This window comes from Saccharospirillum sp. (assembly GCF_039982735.1).
Lineage (GTDB): Bacteria > Pseudomonadota > Gammaproteobacteria > Pseudomonadales > Natronospirillaceae > Saccharospirillum.
The window spans coordinates 113,911-128,561 of the sequence record NZ_JBDWXV010000011.1 but is presented as its reverse complement, the minus strand read 5'-3'; the positions used below and the strand labels follow the sequence as shown (position 1 = coordinate 128,561).

Here is a 14,651-nt window from a genome sequence, read left to right as displayed (position 1 = left end):
CTCCAACAGACCCCAAATCAACTAACGACAGTGTCGTTTTGACCTCTGTTCAACTACCCCGTTGCCCTCAGCGTAGCCCCAATTTCTCTTTTTTGCCCGGGTCAGACTGCCAGAGCGATGACGTTTGGGGCTATACTGTCACCACTTTCGGTCATTTAGAAATTTCGGCCGGGTTTACGCACACCGCTGGCGCCAGCGGCGGTGTAAAACCAACAGATTCACGGCGGAACCGCTGCATTATGACTGTTGCTGCATTGTCCGAGTACCGGGTTTACACCCGACGACTGTTTACCCCTATTTTCAGGCTTAGCCTTGGCCTGCTCACTGCCCTGACGCTGACGACAGCCTTCGCGGAATCTGATTCGTCCGATTCTGCTGACCCGGCAGCGCCTCAATCGACGCAAAACAGTGAACCCGGTGCAGAACCAACAGCACCTTTATCGGCCGACAATGCCGATGAAGACACCGCCCTGGCAAAGTTCATTGCCATGGTCGACGCGCAAGACTGGCCCAACGCCCGGGTGATGGGCAGCGAGATACGAGACCGTTTCGAGGGCACCCCGCGGTTTGATCTCTACTACGCCCGCGTGCTGATTCAGGAAGGCCGGGCGCAGGAGGCCATTTTCGCACTGGAGCGGGTGCTGGCCTTCGCACCCGAGCGGCACAGAGTGCGGCTCGATCTGGCGCGAGCCTACTTCATCAATAACAATCTGGAACGGAGCCGAACGGAGTTTGAACGGGTTCGGGCCACCAACCCACCGGTCAATGTCCGTAATAACATCAACGATTTTCTGGCGCGAATCGATGCCGCCCAGCGGGCCCAGATCCAGCAATTTCAGATGTTTGCCGGGCTTGATGTGGGGTACGACACCAACATCAACGGCGGCGCAACACTCGATGAGCGTTTGGCCCCCAACCTGCTGGGCCTGACGAACCTGAGCGAGTCGTCGAAAGCCATCGACAGCAGTTTTGGGCGTTTTCGACTGGGCAGCACCTGGGTGCGACCTACTCACCTCCGAGCGGCCAACATTTATAGCCTGCAGGGCTTTACCACCCTCTATGCCAGCAACAGTGGCTACAACCAATTGGGCCTGAACGGCCAATGGCGGTACCAGAGTAACACTGACCGGTCGCGTCAGACGGTGGCCGCCAACGCCGGACAGCTGTGGCTGGACAACACTCCCTGGCAATTCAGTCTCAACCTGAGCGGCGAAGCGACCTACCCGGTTTGGGAGACTGTATGGCTGGGGCCGGTAGCATCGACCAACATGGCCTTTGCCCAGCAGGATGGCCGCAGCAACAGTGTTCGGGATGCACTCGGTCTGGTTGCCACTGTGCAGGATGCGCCTCGCCGTCACCGCGTTAGCAGTCAGTATGTTCAATACAGCCGGGCTGGAACCGATAACGGCTACAGCGAATGGCGCGGGCTGGCACAACGCTATCAGTTCGACTGGCGCTGGCCGAACCGGTTGACGTCGACCCTGGTGCTGGAACACCAGTGGCACCGGTATCAGGCCGATGACCGTCTTTTTGTGGAACAAGGCACGACCAATAAGAAGCGACGCTCTGATCAGCTGTTGTCGTTCGATGCCAGCCTAACCTGGGTTCCCGAGCCCTGGCTAACTAGCCGCAGCGGCCTGCGCTACGACTGGCTCGACAGCAACATCAATGCCTACAGCCGGGATCAGTGGGTGATTAGCCAGTCCCTGACCCTGACGTTTTAGGAGCTCTGACCATGCCATCAATACATCTGTTCCGCCACGTGGGCCTGGCTCGATCATCCCGGTGGTTGTTGAGCCTTATTCTGGTGCTGCCGCTTACCGCGCTGGGCTCGGCTGGCAAGGTGGTCATTGCCCAGGGTGAGGTTTATGCCCTCGACGCCAATAACGAACAGCGCACCCTGGCACGGCGCTCCGATGTGAACGAGGGCGATACCCTGGTAACCGGTGCCGATGGCCGTTTGCAGATTCGCTTCAACGACAACGCGGTGCTGGCCCTGAGCCCGGATTCGCAGTTGAGAATCAGTGAATATCACCGTCGCGATGCCGGCAACGACCAGGAGCAGGTATTGATGGACCTGCTCGCCGGCGGCTTTCGCACCATCACTGGCAGCATTGGCAGCACTGATCGCGATGCCTACCAGGTACGCACCCCCAACGCCAGTATTGGTATACGCGGTACCCACTATGAGGCTGTTCTGGCCGAATCCAGCCTGTTGCTGGGTGTTTATGACGGCGGCATTGTCGTCAGCAACGAAAACGGCCGTCTGAATGTGGGTCTGGGTGGCAACTTTCTGTTTGCAGAGGTCGGCCCGGCCAGCGCGCCGCGGGGGCTACTGGAACCACCTGCCCGCTTAAATCAGTCCCGTGTACCGGGGACAGGCCAACCCGGCCAACCGGCACCGGACGATGAACCGGAAGCAAACCTTGAGGATGACGATGACGGTGGCCTCTCACTGGAAGAGGCCTTTACCGGCGATGAACCGCCGCCGACTATCCCTCAGTTAACAGACGAGCAACAGGCTCAATTGCTGGCATTGCTGTCGGAGCTCGACGATGAACTGACCGACCTGGGTGAAAAGGCTGAAAACCAGCCCATTACAGCGGATGTCCGACTGACAGAGGCCCAGCAAACAGAACTGGCCAACAATCCCGGCAAAGGCTTTATCGTGCTAACTGACAGTGACGGCGATGCCGTGCACTTCGTGTACCGGGTTGACGGCGAGAACGGCCCGGTGTTTGTCAATTACGAGGGTGAAACACTCGCCGAGCTGGACACGGGTTATGTGACACCCGACCGGGTATACAAAGGGCCAACGCAGACCGATCCACAAAGCCTGGTCACGCTCGAACGTGACGATCAGACGGTTGAATGGGGTATCTGGAACGCCAGCGCTAATGATCCGGCGACCTTGCTTGAGAGCAGTACCTCGCTGTCAGAATCGAGCCTGGATACCACACCCTTCTTTTATGTGTTTGCCGAACCGGCGGATCTAACCACGCTGACCGGCACCCGAAACCTGACCCTCTGTTCGAGTATGGATTGCATCAATGTCTCAGCATCCAACGGCGAGACACTCTCAAGTGCAGACGGCTATATGGATGTGAGTCTGGACGACCTAACCACCTCGGCGGGCATGAATTTGAACATGTCGGACGGCTCCCAGTGGAGCCTGTATTTCAGTGGTGAGGTTAAAAACTCGCTGCTGAATACCAATGATTTGTTTATCGACTATGGCCAGGGAGAGCAGGACGTAAGCAGCTACAACCCGGGCGATCAGTCTCCGCAGGCGACAGACCTGACCGGGGAGTTCCAGGGCCTGTTTATCAACAGCGAAAGCCAGGGGCTGGAGTTTGTGGGTGGCTTTGGCGTCTCCAGCAGCGAAGCCGACCAGTCCATTTCGGGGGTCTTTCTGATGTCCGGGTCGGGCAGTGAAGCGGGCCTAACCGCGCAATAACCTTTCCTGACCAGGCAGTCAAAGACTGCCTGTTAGGGGGTCACCCCTGCGCCCGCCTTCACTCACTTTTTCCCGCACAGCATGGAATAGCCAGGGGTATTCCAGTATTGTCGGTCAACAGACAACGCAGATGGCACCGCAGCGCCACAAAAATAACATCGGGTAGGTGCTAAACTAACCCACGACACGCTGAGCAGTGCCGCCATGCGACCCATATTCTTAAAGACGTTACACTCAACTCATTACTTACAACTACACGGAATCCGACAGTTATGACAGATCGCCCCTCCTCCCTAGACAAAGCGGACCTGATCGAATGCGGTTACGGACGCATGTTCGGGCCGGGTAATGCCCAGCTGCCGGTCGATAACATGCTGATGATGGACCGCATTGCCCTGATCACCGATGAAGGTGGCCAGTACGGCAAAGGCGAAATCATTGCCGAACTCGACATCAACCCGGACCTCTGGTTCTTCCAGTGCCACTTCCCCGGAGACCCGGTCATGCCCGGCTGCCTGGGCCTGGATGCCATGTGGCAGCTGGTCGGCTTCTTCCTCGGCTGGCGCGGCAATGCCGGTAGAGGCCGTGCCCTGGGCGTTGGCGAACTGACCTTCAAGGGCCAGATCATGCCGGATGCCAAGAAAGTCGTGTACAAGCTGAACATCAAGCGTGTTATGGAATCCCGCCTGGTTATGGGCATTGCCGATGGCGTGGTTGAATGCGACGGCAAACCCATCTACTTTGCCAAGGACCTGAAAGTCGGTCTGTTCAAACCTGAACAAATGGGAGCCTGATCGTGAGAAGAGTCGTAGTTACCGGCCTTGGCATTGTTTCTTGCCTGGGCAACGATGCCGAGACCGTCACCGAGAGCCTGCGTGAGGGCAAATCGGGCATTCGCTTCAACCAGACATACGCCGATATGGGCATGCGCAGCCACGTCAGCGGCACACCCGACATCAACCTGGCTGATCACATTGACCGCAAAGCCATCCGCTTTATGGGCAAGGCAGCAGGCTATGCCTACATTTCAATGGATCAGGCCATCAAAGATTCGGGCCTGACACCCGAGCAGGTATCGAACATCCGCACCGGTCTGATCGCCGGTTCCGGCGGTGCCGATTCCGACAGCCAGACCGAAGCGGCCGACATTCTGCGCGAGAAAGGCCTGAAACGTGTCGGCCCCTACCGCGTAACCCAAACCATGGGTTCAACGGTTTCGGCTTGCCTGGCCACCCCGTTCCAGATCAAAGGCGTAAACTACTCCATAACGTCCGCCTGCTCCACAAGTGCACACTGCATTGGCAATGCGGCAGAGCTGATCCAACTCGGCAAACAAGACATTGTCTTCGCCGGTGGCGGTGAAGCCGAGCACTGGACCATGAGCTGTCTGTTCGACGCCATGGGTGCCCTCTCAACCCAATACAACGACGAACCGGAACGCGCCAGCCGCGCTTACGACGCCAACCGCGATGGCTTTGTCATTGCTGGCGGCGGCGGTATGCTGGTGCTGGAAGAACTGGAACACGCCAAAGCTCGCGGTGCCAAAATCTACGCGGAAGTCGTCGGCTATGGCGCCACCAGCGATGGCTACAACATGGTCGCACCCAGTGGCGAAGGCGCAGTTCGCTGCATGCAAATGGCGATGAGCACGGTCGATGGCGACATCGATTACATCAACGCCCACGGCACCTCGACGCCCGCCGGTGACGTCACCGAACTGAAAGCCGTGCGCACCGTCTTCGGCGATGCGATGCCGCCAGTCGCCTCAACCAAGTCACTCTCCGGTCACAGCCTCGGCGCTGCCGGCGTGCAGGAAGCCATCTACTCCCTGCTGATGATGCAAAACAACTTCATCGCCGCCAGCAAAAACGTTGAAAACCTCGATCCGGAAGCAGGCGACGCCAACGTCGTCACCGAACGCAAAGACAACGTCACCCTGAACCGGGTTATGTCGAACAGCTTCGGTTTCGGTGGCACCAACGCAACGTTGGTTATGCAGCGGTATCAGGGCTAGCCTGATTATCAGGACAGTGGGTTAATCATCGCCTGAAGAAAACCGTTAGAATAATAAAAAGGGTCGCCAATTTTGAGCGACCCTTTTTTATAGGTATTTTTCTAGCCAATAACGTTCACTAATAACTCAGTTCAAATTGCCCTTCTTGTACAACTCTTCAAAGCAATAATTCGTCGCTTCAACAAAGCCTTCAACCGAGCCACAGTCAAACCGGGTCCCTTTGAAGCGGTAGGCCATCACAACGCCATCCTGCGCCTGGGTCATCAATGCGTCGGTCAACTGAATTTCATTGTTCTTGCCCGGGGGGGTGTCGCGCAGAATGTCGAAAATATCTGGCGTTAAAATGTAGCGCCCGATGACGGCCAGATTGCTGGGGGCGTCTTCTTTCTTCGGTTTCTCGACCATGCTTTTCACGCGGTAGAGACCGTCCTTCATCTCTTCGCCTTCGATAACACCGTATTTGTGAATCTCGTCTTCGGGCACTTCCATCACCGCGACGATAGAGCAACGGAACTGTTTGAACACCTTGACCATTTGCGCCATGACGTTTTCACCATCCGCATCCGGAATGCACAGGTCATCGGCCAGTACCACACCGAACGGTTCGCTGCCGATCAGCGTTTCGCCAGCCAGAATGGCGTGGCCGAGGCCTTTCATTTCTTTCTGGCGGGTGAAGGAGAAGACGCCTTCGTGCATGACATGGCGAATGGAGGTCAGGTATTTTTCCTTGTCGGAGCCGTTGATCTGATGTTCCAACTCATAGGATATATCGAAGTGGTCGGCGATAGCGCGTTTGCCCCGGCCGGTTACGAAGCCTATTTCATACAAACCGGACTCAATGGACTCTTCCACCCCGTATTGCACCAGGGGTTTGTTGACGATGGGCAGCATTTCTTTGGGGAGGGCTTTGGTGGCCGGTAGAAACCGGGTGCCATAGCCACCCACGGGAAACAAACATTTGCGGATCATGTTACGTCCTCTTCCAGTGTGTTTAGCGCCACTGAGCTGACCGGTTCGGCCAGGCCTGGCTCAGCGAGTCTGTGTTCAGTCTTGCAATTCCCTGACCAGTAACATTTTTGGCGCGACCTTTGCGATGAAAAACAACAAGGTCACTCTCTCCACAGCCCTTAACTGGCGGGAGCGGTGCCCGGGTCAGCCAAAGGGAATGGCCAGCCCTTAAATCGACCATCATTCTGCACCAAAATGGTCGGTAGCACCAATGCGGTGCATGCCGGCTCTAGCCGTGCCAAACTCAGGCTGAATTGTGACGCATAAGTATAACCGCGAACAAGAGGACGCATTATGACAAGCCAGGACGGTTCACTGGACCGGTTGAAAATCTCAGCCCATACGCGGCTGGCTCGGCTGTATGGTGCCCACCGTGCGGAAGCGATTACCGACCAGTTGATGGGCCTGGTACAGCGCTACCAGCCCGTCATTTACCATCACACCCGGGACCCCGGGCTGGATGAAACGGATACCCTGCTGATCACTTACGGTGATGCCATTCGCCAGCGCGAAGAACCCGGGCTGATGCAGCTGGAGCGGTTTCTGGAAGACTTCTACCCCGATCTGATCACCAATATCCATTTACTGCCCTTTTACCCATTCAGCTCGGATGACGGCTTTTCCGTTATCGACTTCAAGCAGGTTCGGCCCAGTGTCGGCCAATGGGACCACATTGATGCCCTGGCTCGACGCTTTGGGATCATGTTCGATCTGGTACTGAACCACTGCTCGCGCGAGAACCTCTGGTTCATCGAGTACATTCAGAATCAGGAACCCGGCTGCAATTACTTTATCGAGATGGACCCGCAAACCGATGTCTCCGAGGTGGTTCGGCCGCGTTCCAGCCCCTTGTTGGCTCCCATCCATACGCACCGGGGTACGCGCCACGTCTGGGCAACCTTCAGTGAAGACCAGATCGATCTGAACTACAGTAATCCCGACGTCTTGTTGGCGATGATGGATATTTTTCTGTTCTACCTGTCGAAAGGCGCGCGGTTGGTCCGGCTCGATGCGGTGGCGTTTCTGTGGAAGGAACTCGGCACCTCCTGCATTCACCTGCCGCAGACTCATGAAGTGGTCAAGCTGATGCGGGATCTGGTCGACGCCATTGCGCCCTGGGTAGAGCTGGTGACCGAAACCAATGTACCCCACCAGGAAAACCTGTCGTACTTTGGCCAGGGCGACGAAGCCGCCATGGTCTATCAGTTCGCCCTGCCCCCACTGATTCTCTACACCCTGAACCGGGGCAATGCCGACCTGCTCACCAACTGGGCGCTGACACTCGCCCCGCCACCGGAAGGCGGCACTTATCTGAACTTCACCGCCAGCCACGACGGTGTGGGTCTGCGTGCACTGGAGGGTATTCTGCCGCCTTATGAAATCCAGAGCCTGCTGGACTGCATGCACCAGTTCGGTGGCTACGTCAGCATGAAAGCCAACCCTCGCGGGCCGGACAGCCCCTATGAAATCAACATCAGCTACTTCGATGCCCTCAGGGGAACCCGAACCGGGCCCGATCAATGGCAGATCGAACGCTTTCTGTGCTCCCAGACACTGATGATGACGCTTCAGGGTGTGCCGGCTTTCTACCTGCAATCACTGATCGCCACGCCCAACGACATTGCCGGCGTCGAGCGCACCGGCCGGTTGCGTTCCATTAACCGCAAAATCTGGGACTGGGGACCACTTGCCGAAGCCATGAAGGATGCACGGCATCCGTCCCACCTGGTCAGCCAGGAGCTCGCGCACCGGCTTCGTCTGCGCAAAGGAAGTAAAGCGTTCCACCCGGCCAGCCGACAGCGGGTACAGGATCTGGGATCGAGCCTGTTCGTGGTGATACGCGACAGTGAACAACAGCGGGTATACGGCGTTTTTAACGTCACCTCAGTCGCCCAAACGCTGGCACTGATGCGACTGGTACCTAAGAATGACGATCACCAGTACCGGGATCTGATCAGCGAGGTGATTTACTGCGAAGAGGATGACTTGGTCCTTCAGCCCTATCAGTGTCTGTGGCTCGTTGCTGTTGACAAGGCCTAAAAAAATCCTCGCACGACTGCATGGGAGGATTTCGTCGGCGAGGATTGGGCAACTTGCTTACTGGGAGCTTGACGGTCGTGTCATTACATCAAAATAAAAACGACACACAGAGCGGTCAAAATTCCCAGCACCAGATTGAACATCCGCAGCCGGGCAGGCGCTTCCAGCCAGCGGCGTAGCTGGGAGCCCAGTACCGCCCAGACGCAACTGCAGGGGTACGTCATCAGGGCGAACATAAAGGCCACGGCCAGTGCACTCGGCCAATAGTCATCGCCCGGCAAACTGAAGGCCGCTATGCCGGTAATCGCCATCGCCCAGGCTTTGGGGTTTACGACCTGAAACAGCGCGGCATGCCACCAGCGCATTGGGCGGGCCTCGCCGTCTACCCGGGCCATGCCTCCCGCCGTGGCAATGTTCCAGGCGAGCCACAACAGGTAGATCGACCCAATAATCTTCAGTGCCAAATGCAGTTGCGGCACGGCCAGCAAGAGCGCGCCTATGCCACTGGCCACGACTAAGTTGAGCGTCAGAAAACCTATGCAGATACCGGTAATGTGCGGCATGGTGCGGCGCAAGCCAAAGTTCATGCCAGAGGCCGTTACCATCAATACATTGGGTCCCGGTGTTATCGTCGTGCTGAAGGTATAAACCACAATCGGCAATAAAAAACCGAGGGTTAAAGCGTCCATTTAGTCAGGCCTCATAGGCTGCACTGGCAGCCCGGATTAATGGGTCAGTCGACCAATTCAATATTGATCCGTTTGTTTTGCTTGCCTTTGCTTTTGATACTGGGAATTCGCACTTGCCCAATCTCAGCAATATTATTCACATGAGTGCCTCCACAGGGCTGATAATCCAGCCCTTCAACCCGCACCATCCGAATGGCCCCATGGCCCCGCGGTGGTTGCACGCTCATGGTTCGCACCAGCTCCGGCTGCTCATCCAGAATCGACTCGGGTAACCACTCGGTCGACACCGCTGCACCTTCGGCAATGGTGGCATTCAACCGCGCTTCCAGTTCGGCTTTGTCGAGGGGTTCCGACAGATCAAATTCAGCCCGGCTTAACTCGGTACCCACGTTGCCACCCGTTACCGGGTCTTTGATCAGGTAACACAGCAAATGCAGACAACTGTGCATGCGCATATGACGATGACGCCGTGCCCAGTTCAAGGTGATCGTTACCGCATCGCCTTCACTTAGGCCAAGCCCTTCACTCACGGCTTCATCCAAAAAATGTTCAATGACTGACCGGTCCTGACTGTAACGGGTGTCCGTTATTGCAATGCGTTGATCGCCAACGATCAACACACCACTATCACCCGGCTGGCCGCCACCATGCGGATAAAAAATCGTATCGGCCAACTCTAACCGATTGCCCTCCAGGCGAACCACCTGGGTATCAAGTTCGGTTTGATAGGCATCCTGATAAAAACGATAAGAGTTCATAAACCTTCCTTTGTATCGATACGATTTCAATCACAAAATCAATTCAGATGTACATTCCGAAGTTCGTACAATGTAAGCGGCGGGTGCCGGTGGTGCCTCTGCGGTCTAGGCTCCATGGATGGATTCACGCCGACCCCGCAGAGGCACCACCGGTAGCCGACGCGGGCCATGACCACTCAGCGAACCCCAGCACTTAGATCCGAATTTGTGTTCGACAAAAGCGAACAATTGCAGTGTAATACGACGACAATTCACTGCAAGCAGTTCTTTGTCACCATGACAATCCTAACACTGACCGGTCAAACCGGCCCCAAATACAAGGCATTGGCCAACCGCATTGAGCGCGCCGTTCAAGATGGCGAGCTCAAGCCCGGCGACCGCCTGCCGACACACCGGCAATTGGCCGAGCAATTGGGTGTCACTGTTGGCACAGTCACCCGCGCCTATGCCGAGGCCGAGCGTCGCCGGTTGATCGAAGCCCGGGTCGGCAGCGGCACTTTCATTCGCGGTTTGAACCCCGGCACCGCCAGCTTCAAAGTCACCGATTCAACCGTCGATACCGGTATCGATCTGGGCTTCAGCATTGCACTGGAAATGGATCAGTCTGAACAGCTAACCCGCACCCTGGCAACGCTGCAACACTCTGATGTATTGCCTCACCTGTTGCGCTACCAGTCTGAATTTGGCCTCGCACACCACCGTGAAGCGGGCCGTCGCTGGTTGCTAAAAACCGGCCTCGGCGACTTCAACAGTGACGATTTACTGGTCACACTGGGCGGTCAGCACGGGTTCTACGTTGCGCTCAATGCCCTGCTGCAACCCGGCGATGGGCTGGCTTGCGAGGGGCTGACTTACCCGGGGTTGGTCGCGGCAGCCACGCAGCAAAACCTGCGACTGATGCCGCTGGCGATCGACGACCAGGGCTTGACGCCCGAAGCACTGGAAAGCCAGTGCCAGCGCCACCCGCCACGGGTGCTGTACCTGATGACCCGGATGCAGAACCCAACCGGCGGTTCGATGTCTCAATTGCGTATTGATGAGCTGGCGCTCATTTGCCGGCAGTATCAAATCACCGTAATTGAAGACGATGTGCAAGGCTGCCTGGGCGATCCGGCCCAGCCTTCTTTTAGCCTGCGCCACCCGGACATCACCGTCACCATCGCCAGCCTGTCCAAGGCGTTATGTGGTGGCTTGCACGTGGGTTTTATGCGCGCACCCGAAGAATGGGTGAATGCTATCGGTGCGGCCTTTCGAGCCACTTGCTGGATGGCCATTCCGCTGACCACCGAAGTCGCCTGCGACTGGCTGAACAATGGCTATGCCGACCAACTGCTGGCCCGTCAGCAAGCCGAGATAGACTGGCGCCAGAACGCAGTTTGCGAGCGATTGAGACAGGTGGGGCTCACCCCGCGCGGCGGCGGCTTCAACGTCTGGCTGGATTTACCCGCCCCCTGGCGCGCGGTCAACCTGGTTGCGCGTGCGGCCGAGCATCGCATTCAACTGAAACCAGCGGAAGTGTTTGCGGCCGGACAATTCGCTGCCCCACAAGCGGTGCGTATCTGCATTGGTGGCCGGCTGAAACGCGATACGTTACTCAGCGCCATCGACACGCTAATCGACCTGATCCAGAGCCCGGGCAATGCCCAGGATTCATTGACCAACATCTGAGGCGACTATGATATCCGCAACGCGCAGCGGCGCTATTTACGCACTGACCGCCTACATTCTGTGGTCAGTAGCCCCCATTTATTTCAAGATTATGGATGACGTTGCGGCAGCAGAATTGTTGTCGCACCGCATCATCTGGTCGTTTCTGTTAACGCTGGGTCTGATTTTCCTGTTTCGCAAACGCGCGGCCCTGATGACCGCCCTGCGCTCTTCCAGAACCCGTTGGAATTTGCTCGCTTCGACAATACTGATTGGGTTTAACTGGGGATTGTTTATCTGGGCGGTGCAAAGCAATTACATGCTCAGCGCCAGCCTCGGTTATTACATCAACCCGCTGATGAACATTCTGCTCGGCATGATCTTTTTCCGGGACCGGCTCGACCGGGTACGCACCATCGCTGCGTTGCTGTGTGTCGCCGCCGTTGCGTTCGAACTTATCCAGTTCGGTCGCCTGCCCTGGGTTGCCTTACTACTGGCCACCAGCTTTGCGCTGTATGGCCTGGTGCGTAAAAAAATCGGCGTCGACAGCTTTACCGGCATGGCACTGGAAACCGGTTTACTGCTGCCCGTTGCCGCTGGCTATTTATTATTGACCACCAGCCCGACCAGTAACCTGGTCGAAAATACCTGGTCAATCAACCTGCTGCTGTTTGCTGCGGGTCCGGTCACGATGGTGCCGTTAATGTGCTTTGCGGCGGCGGCCAATCGCATCAGCCTGACCGCGCTCGGCTTCTTTCAATACATTGCCCCGAGCGGCATGTTCTTGCTGGCGGTGTTCGTTTATGGCGAAACCCTGAGCCCTGGCAAGCTGGTCACCTTCGGACTGATCTGGACAGCCCTGATGCTACTCACACTCGACTCGTTGCGAACCCTGGGGCGCAACCAGTCGGCCAAACGGGCCCTTAAAGCATCCAGCGCTGCCACCAGTCCCAAATAAACAGCAGCGACAAGGCAACAAAAATCACTCCGGCGCCCCGGTCGATCCAGTGGCGCCGGGTTAAAAACCGGCGCTGTAAAACCGGTTGCGACAATACCCAGCCAACCAGACCAAACCACAGGCTAGTCACCACAAACACATAACCAACCAGGGCAGACTGCATCCATCCGTTCAGGCCGTCTACCAACTGCAGCAAGATGGCCGAGAAAAACAGCAGCGCCTTCGGGTTCAGCACATTGGTCAGAAACCCCTGCCAGAAATCACCCCGGTCGCTGATTCTTGCGGAGCTGTCTAGTGGTTGGCCTGGCGGAGTCGGTTGCGCGTTCAACCCACCCCAGCCCAGATACAACAGATACCCGATACCCAGCCAGGGCAGCGTCATCGCCAGCCACCGGCTCGACTGCACCAGGGCCGACACACCAAGCACTGCAACCAGGGTATGGAGAGTAACCCCCAAACCTATGCCCAGGGCATTCAGCGTGCTGGCACGCTTACCCCGGGTAAGCGCCGATTTAACCACCAGCGCAAAATCCGGCCCCGGGCTGATTACAGCGGCGGTATAGACCAATACAAAAGGCCACCAGGCGGGCATAAAAATCTCCAAAGTAGATAATTCACATTCGGAATTTGCAATAAAGTGAGTGGCAGACGCCGGTTAAGCCTATCCGGGGTAGTTCGCAGCAGGGACTAAAACGCCAGGAGCGTTTTAGCATGAGCGAAGCGAGCCCGAGGGGTGAATCCCATGGATGGGGTTCATATCCTGCGAACAAGGCTCCATGGACGGATTCACGCCGAGCGAGATGTCGCACCACCCAGAAAGGCTTTACCGGTGGCTGATACAGACTCCAGGCAACTCAGTTAGACCAATCTCCGATACGTGATTAGGCAATAATCAACCTTCGAAGACTACCAGAAGCCGAAACAGAATGGCGAGCGCGGCCGGGCATTCGCCAAACCGGGAGCTTGCCCCTTATACTGCGGATAAGACCCTGCAGAGATTCGCGCCATGCATACCCGCCCGATTCAGGACCGCATCGACTGGCTGCTCGACCTGAGCCGCACCCATTCGAAACGCTTTTGCGACCCTGAAAATCACCTGGCGCGACAGCGTTACCAGGCTGAACACAGCACTGAAATCATCGCTCTGAAATGCATGGACGGTCGCATCCACCTGCCCCACGCCACCCAAACCCCGCTGGGCATCATTCGCCCGTTTCGCAACCTCGGTGGCATCTTCGACCTCGGCTGGCCTTATTTGGGAGATCTTCTGGCGGATATGGTCAGTGACTCGATCCGTCAGGAGCGGCGCGTACTGGTGATCATCACCTATCACTTTTCCAGAGGCGATACCGCGCGCGGCTGTGCGGGGTTCAATTGCGATCACGAAGCGGCGCTGGCGCATGCGCAAGGCATTAAAGCGCAAGTCGAGGCCATTTTCGGGGCTGGCCATCAAAGCGTTTACCCACTGGTCTGTGGTTTTGAGACCGACGAAGATGCTCTCATCCTGCACAACAAGGCAGACAAACGACTCGACCTCTCTACACTGGTCTCAGAGCAACACCCGGACTTGCCCGCCCGTCTGGAAGCCATGTTCAACGACATGCCCGGTCAGGTACGGCGTGACCTGATGCCACTATTGGAAGGCAATATCCGCCATATCGCCGAGATTCGCAGCACCGACCGTGAACTGGCCGTCGAGCACCGGGAATGGACGCTGTGCGTCGGTCGCGGCTTTGATTTTTTGCACGTCCCCAACATCGCGCTGATCATCGGCCCATTCAGCCCGGATTTATCGCACCCCATCCAAAAGGCAGCGGGCATTATTCAGGGCAATATGGATAAGGGCCGCATTCCCGATGACGGCTTTCTGCTGCTCTCGTCGGCTCCCTATCAGGAACCCGGCCCCGATCGGGCACGGGCTGAAATGAAGGCGCGCTTTATGGCCGACTTTACCGCCACAGTGATTCGTGATTGCCAGCCACAGCTGGCAAAAAAGATGATCAGCCGGACCGCCATTTTGAACTGGCCAACCCGACGGCTCGAAGTATTTGAGTCAGCCGCAACCGGCACAGTGTAACTC

12 protein-coding genes are annotated in these 14,651 nt (G+C 57.0%); 8 read left to right on the top strand and 4 right to left on the bottom strand.

Annotation, left to right across the window (positions count from 1 at the left end; all coding sequences use genetic code 11):
• Window positions 1-239 precede the first annotated feature (239 nt).
• From ABJT94_RS08855 to fabB, 4 genes are all read left to right on the top strand, one after another.
• Window positions 240-1,724, top strand: a complete 1,485-nt coding sequence (locus tag ABJT94_RS08855; protein WP_348475682.1) for a tetratricopeptide repeat protein — start codon at window positions 240-242, stop codon at window positions 1,722-1,724.
• A gap of 11 nt (window positions 1,725-1,735) precedes the next feature.
• On the top strand, window positions 1,736-3,457 hold the full coding sequence (locus ABJT94_RS08850; protein WP_348475683.1) for a FecR family protein: 1,722 nt from the start codon (window positions 1,736-1,738) through the stop codon (window positions 3,455-3,457).
• 272 nt (window positions 3,458-3,729) lie between these two features.
• Window positions 3,730-4,251, top strand: a complete 522-nt coding sequence (gene fabA / locus ABJT94_RS08845) for a bifunctional 3-hydroxydecanoyl-ACP dehydratase/trans-2-decenoyl-ACP isomerase (protein ID WP_028669714.1) — start codon at window positions 3,730-3,732, stop codon at window positions 4,249-4,251.
• 2 nt (window positions 4,252-4,253) lie between these two features.
• Window positions 4,254-5,471 carry a beta-ketoacyl-ACP synthase I gene (gene fabB / locus ABJT94_RS08840; RefSeq protein WP_348475684.1) on the top strand — a complete coding sequence of 406 codons (1,218 nt, stop codon included), beginning with the start codon at window positions 4,254-4,256 and terminating at the stop codon, window positions 5,469-5,471.
• 126 nt (window positions 5,472-5,597) lie between these two features.
• Here the strand turns inward: fabB and galU are convergent, their stop codons facing one another.
• Window positions 5,598-6,440: a UTP--glucose-1-phosphate uridylyltransferase GalU gene (galU, locus tag ABJT94_RS08835; protein WP_348475685.1), complete on the bottom strand. Its 843-nt coding sequence runs from the start codon at window positions 6,438-6,440 to the stop codon at window positions 5,598-5,600.
• Window positions 6,441-6,773: 333 nt separating this feature from the next.
• Here galU and ABJT94_RS08830 point away from each other — a divergent pair, with 333 nt between their 5' ends.
• Window positions 6,774-8,519 (top strand): sugar phosphorylase, encoded by a 1,746-nt coding sequence (locus ABJT94_RS08830; RefSeq protein ID WP_348475686.1) that lies wholly within the window; start codon window positions 6,774-6,776, stop codon window positions 8,517-8,519.
• 83 nt (window positions 8,520-8,602) lie between these two features.
• On the opposite strand, the gene ABJT94_RS08825 is transcribed toward ABJT94_RS08830, so the two are convergent.
• Together ABJT94_RS08825 and ABJT94_RS08820 are read right to left on the bottom strand one after the other, a co-directional pair.
• Entirely contained in the window at window positions 8,603-9,208 is a 606-nt protein-coding gene (locus ABJT94_RS08825; protein ID WP_348475687.1) for a LysE family translocator, read from the bottom strand.
• Between the two features lie 44 nt (window positions 9,209-9,252).
• Entirely contained in the window at window positions 9,253-9,966 is a 714-nt protein-coding gene (locus ABJT94_RS08820; protein ID WP_348475688.1) for an alanyl-tRNA editing protein, read from the bottom strand.
• A gap of 276 nt (window positions 9,967-10,242) precedes the next feature.
• On the opposite strand from ABJT94_RS08820, the gene ABJT94_RS08815 reads away from it, so the two are divergent.
• Window positions 10,243-11,634, top strand: coding sequence for a PLP-dependent aminotransferase family protein (locus tag ABJT94_RS08815; protein ID WP_348475689.1), 1,392 nt, complete (start codon window positions 10,243-10,245; stop codon window positions 11,632-11,634).
• Between the two features lie 7 nt (window positions 11,635-11,641).
• Window positions 11,642-12,571 carry an EamA family transporter RarD gene (gene rarD, locus ABJT94_RS08810; RefSeq protein WP_348475690.1) on the top strand — a complete coding sequence of 310 codons (930 nt, stop codon included), beginning with the start codon at window positions 11,642-11,644 and terminating at the stop codon, window positions 12,569-12,571.
• On the opposite strand, the gene ABJT94_RS08805 is transcribed toward rarD, so the two are convergent.
• Entirely contained in the window at window positions 12,537-13,163 is a 627-nt protein-coding gene (locus ABJT94_RS08805; RefSeq protein WP_348475691.1) for a LysE family translocator, read from the bottom strand. The genes rarD and ABJT94_RS08805 overlap by 35 nt on opposite strands.
• 414 nt (window positions 13,164-13,577) lie before the next feature.
• Here ABJT94_RS08805 and ABJT94_RS08800 point away from each other — a divergent pair, with 414 nt between their 5' ends.
• The gene (locus ABJT94_RS08800; protein ID WP_348475692.1) at window positions 13,578-14,648 is read left to right on the top strand and encodes a hypothetical protein; all 1,071 of its coding nucleotides are present in this window, start codon (window positions 13,578-13,580) and stop codon (window positions 14,646-14,648) included.
• Window positions 14,649-14,651 lie beyond the last annotated feature (3 nt).

What these genes read in the sequence shown, in the direction of transcription:
- rarD (WP_348475690.1), top strand. Translation starts at nt 11,642, where the DNA reads ATGATATCCGCAACGCGCAGCGGCGCTATTTACGCACTGACCGCCTAC.
- fabA (WP_028669714.1), top strand. Translation starts at nt 3,730, where the DNA reads ATGACAGATCGCCCCTCCTCCCTAGACAAAGCGGACCTGATCGAATGC.
- ABJT94_RS08820 (WP_348475688.1), bottom strand. Translation starts at nt 9,966, where the DNA reads ATGAACTCTTATCGTTTTTATCAGGATGCCTATCAAACCGAACTTGAT.
- ABJT94_RS08805 (WP_348475691.1), bottom strand. Translation starts at nt 13,163, where the DNA reads ATGCCCGCCTGGTGGCCTTTTGTATTGGTCTATACCGCCGCTGTAATC.
- ABJT94_RS08830 (WP_348475686.1), top strand. Translation starts at nt 6,774, where the DNA reads ATGACAAGCCAGGACGGTTCACTGGACCGGTTGAAAATCTCAGCCCAT.
- galU (WP_348475685.1), bottom strand. Translation starts at nt 6,440, where the DNA reads ATGATCCGCAAATGTTTGTTTCCCGTGGGTGGCTATGGCACCCGGTTT.
- ABJT94_RS08800 (WP_348475692.1), top strand. Translation starts at nt 13,578, where the DNA reads ATGCATACCCGCCCGATTCAGGACCGCATCGACTGGCTGCTCGACCTG.
- ABJT94_RS08815 (WP_348475689.1), top strand. Translation starts at nt 10,243, where the DNA reads ATGACAATCCTAACACTGACCGGTCAAACCGGCCCCAAATACAAGGCA.
- ABJT94_RS08855 (WP_348475682.1), top strand. Translation starts at nt 240, where the DNA reads ATGACTGTTGCTGCATTGTCCGAGTACCGGGTTTACACCCGACGACTG.
- ABJT94_RS08850 (WP_348475683.1), top strand. Translation starts at nt 1,736, where the DNA reads ATGCCATCAATACATCTGTTCCGCCACGTGGGCCTGGCTCGATCATCC.
- ABJT94_RS08825 (WP_348475687.1), bottom strand. Translation starts at nt 9,208, where the DNA reads ATGGACGCTTTAACCCTCGGTTTTTTATTGCCGATTGTGGTTTATACC.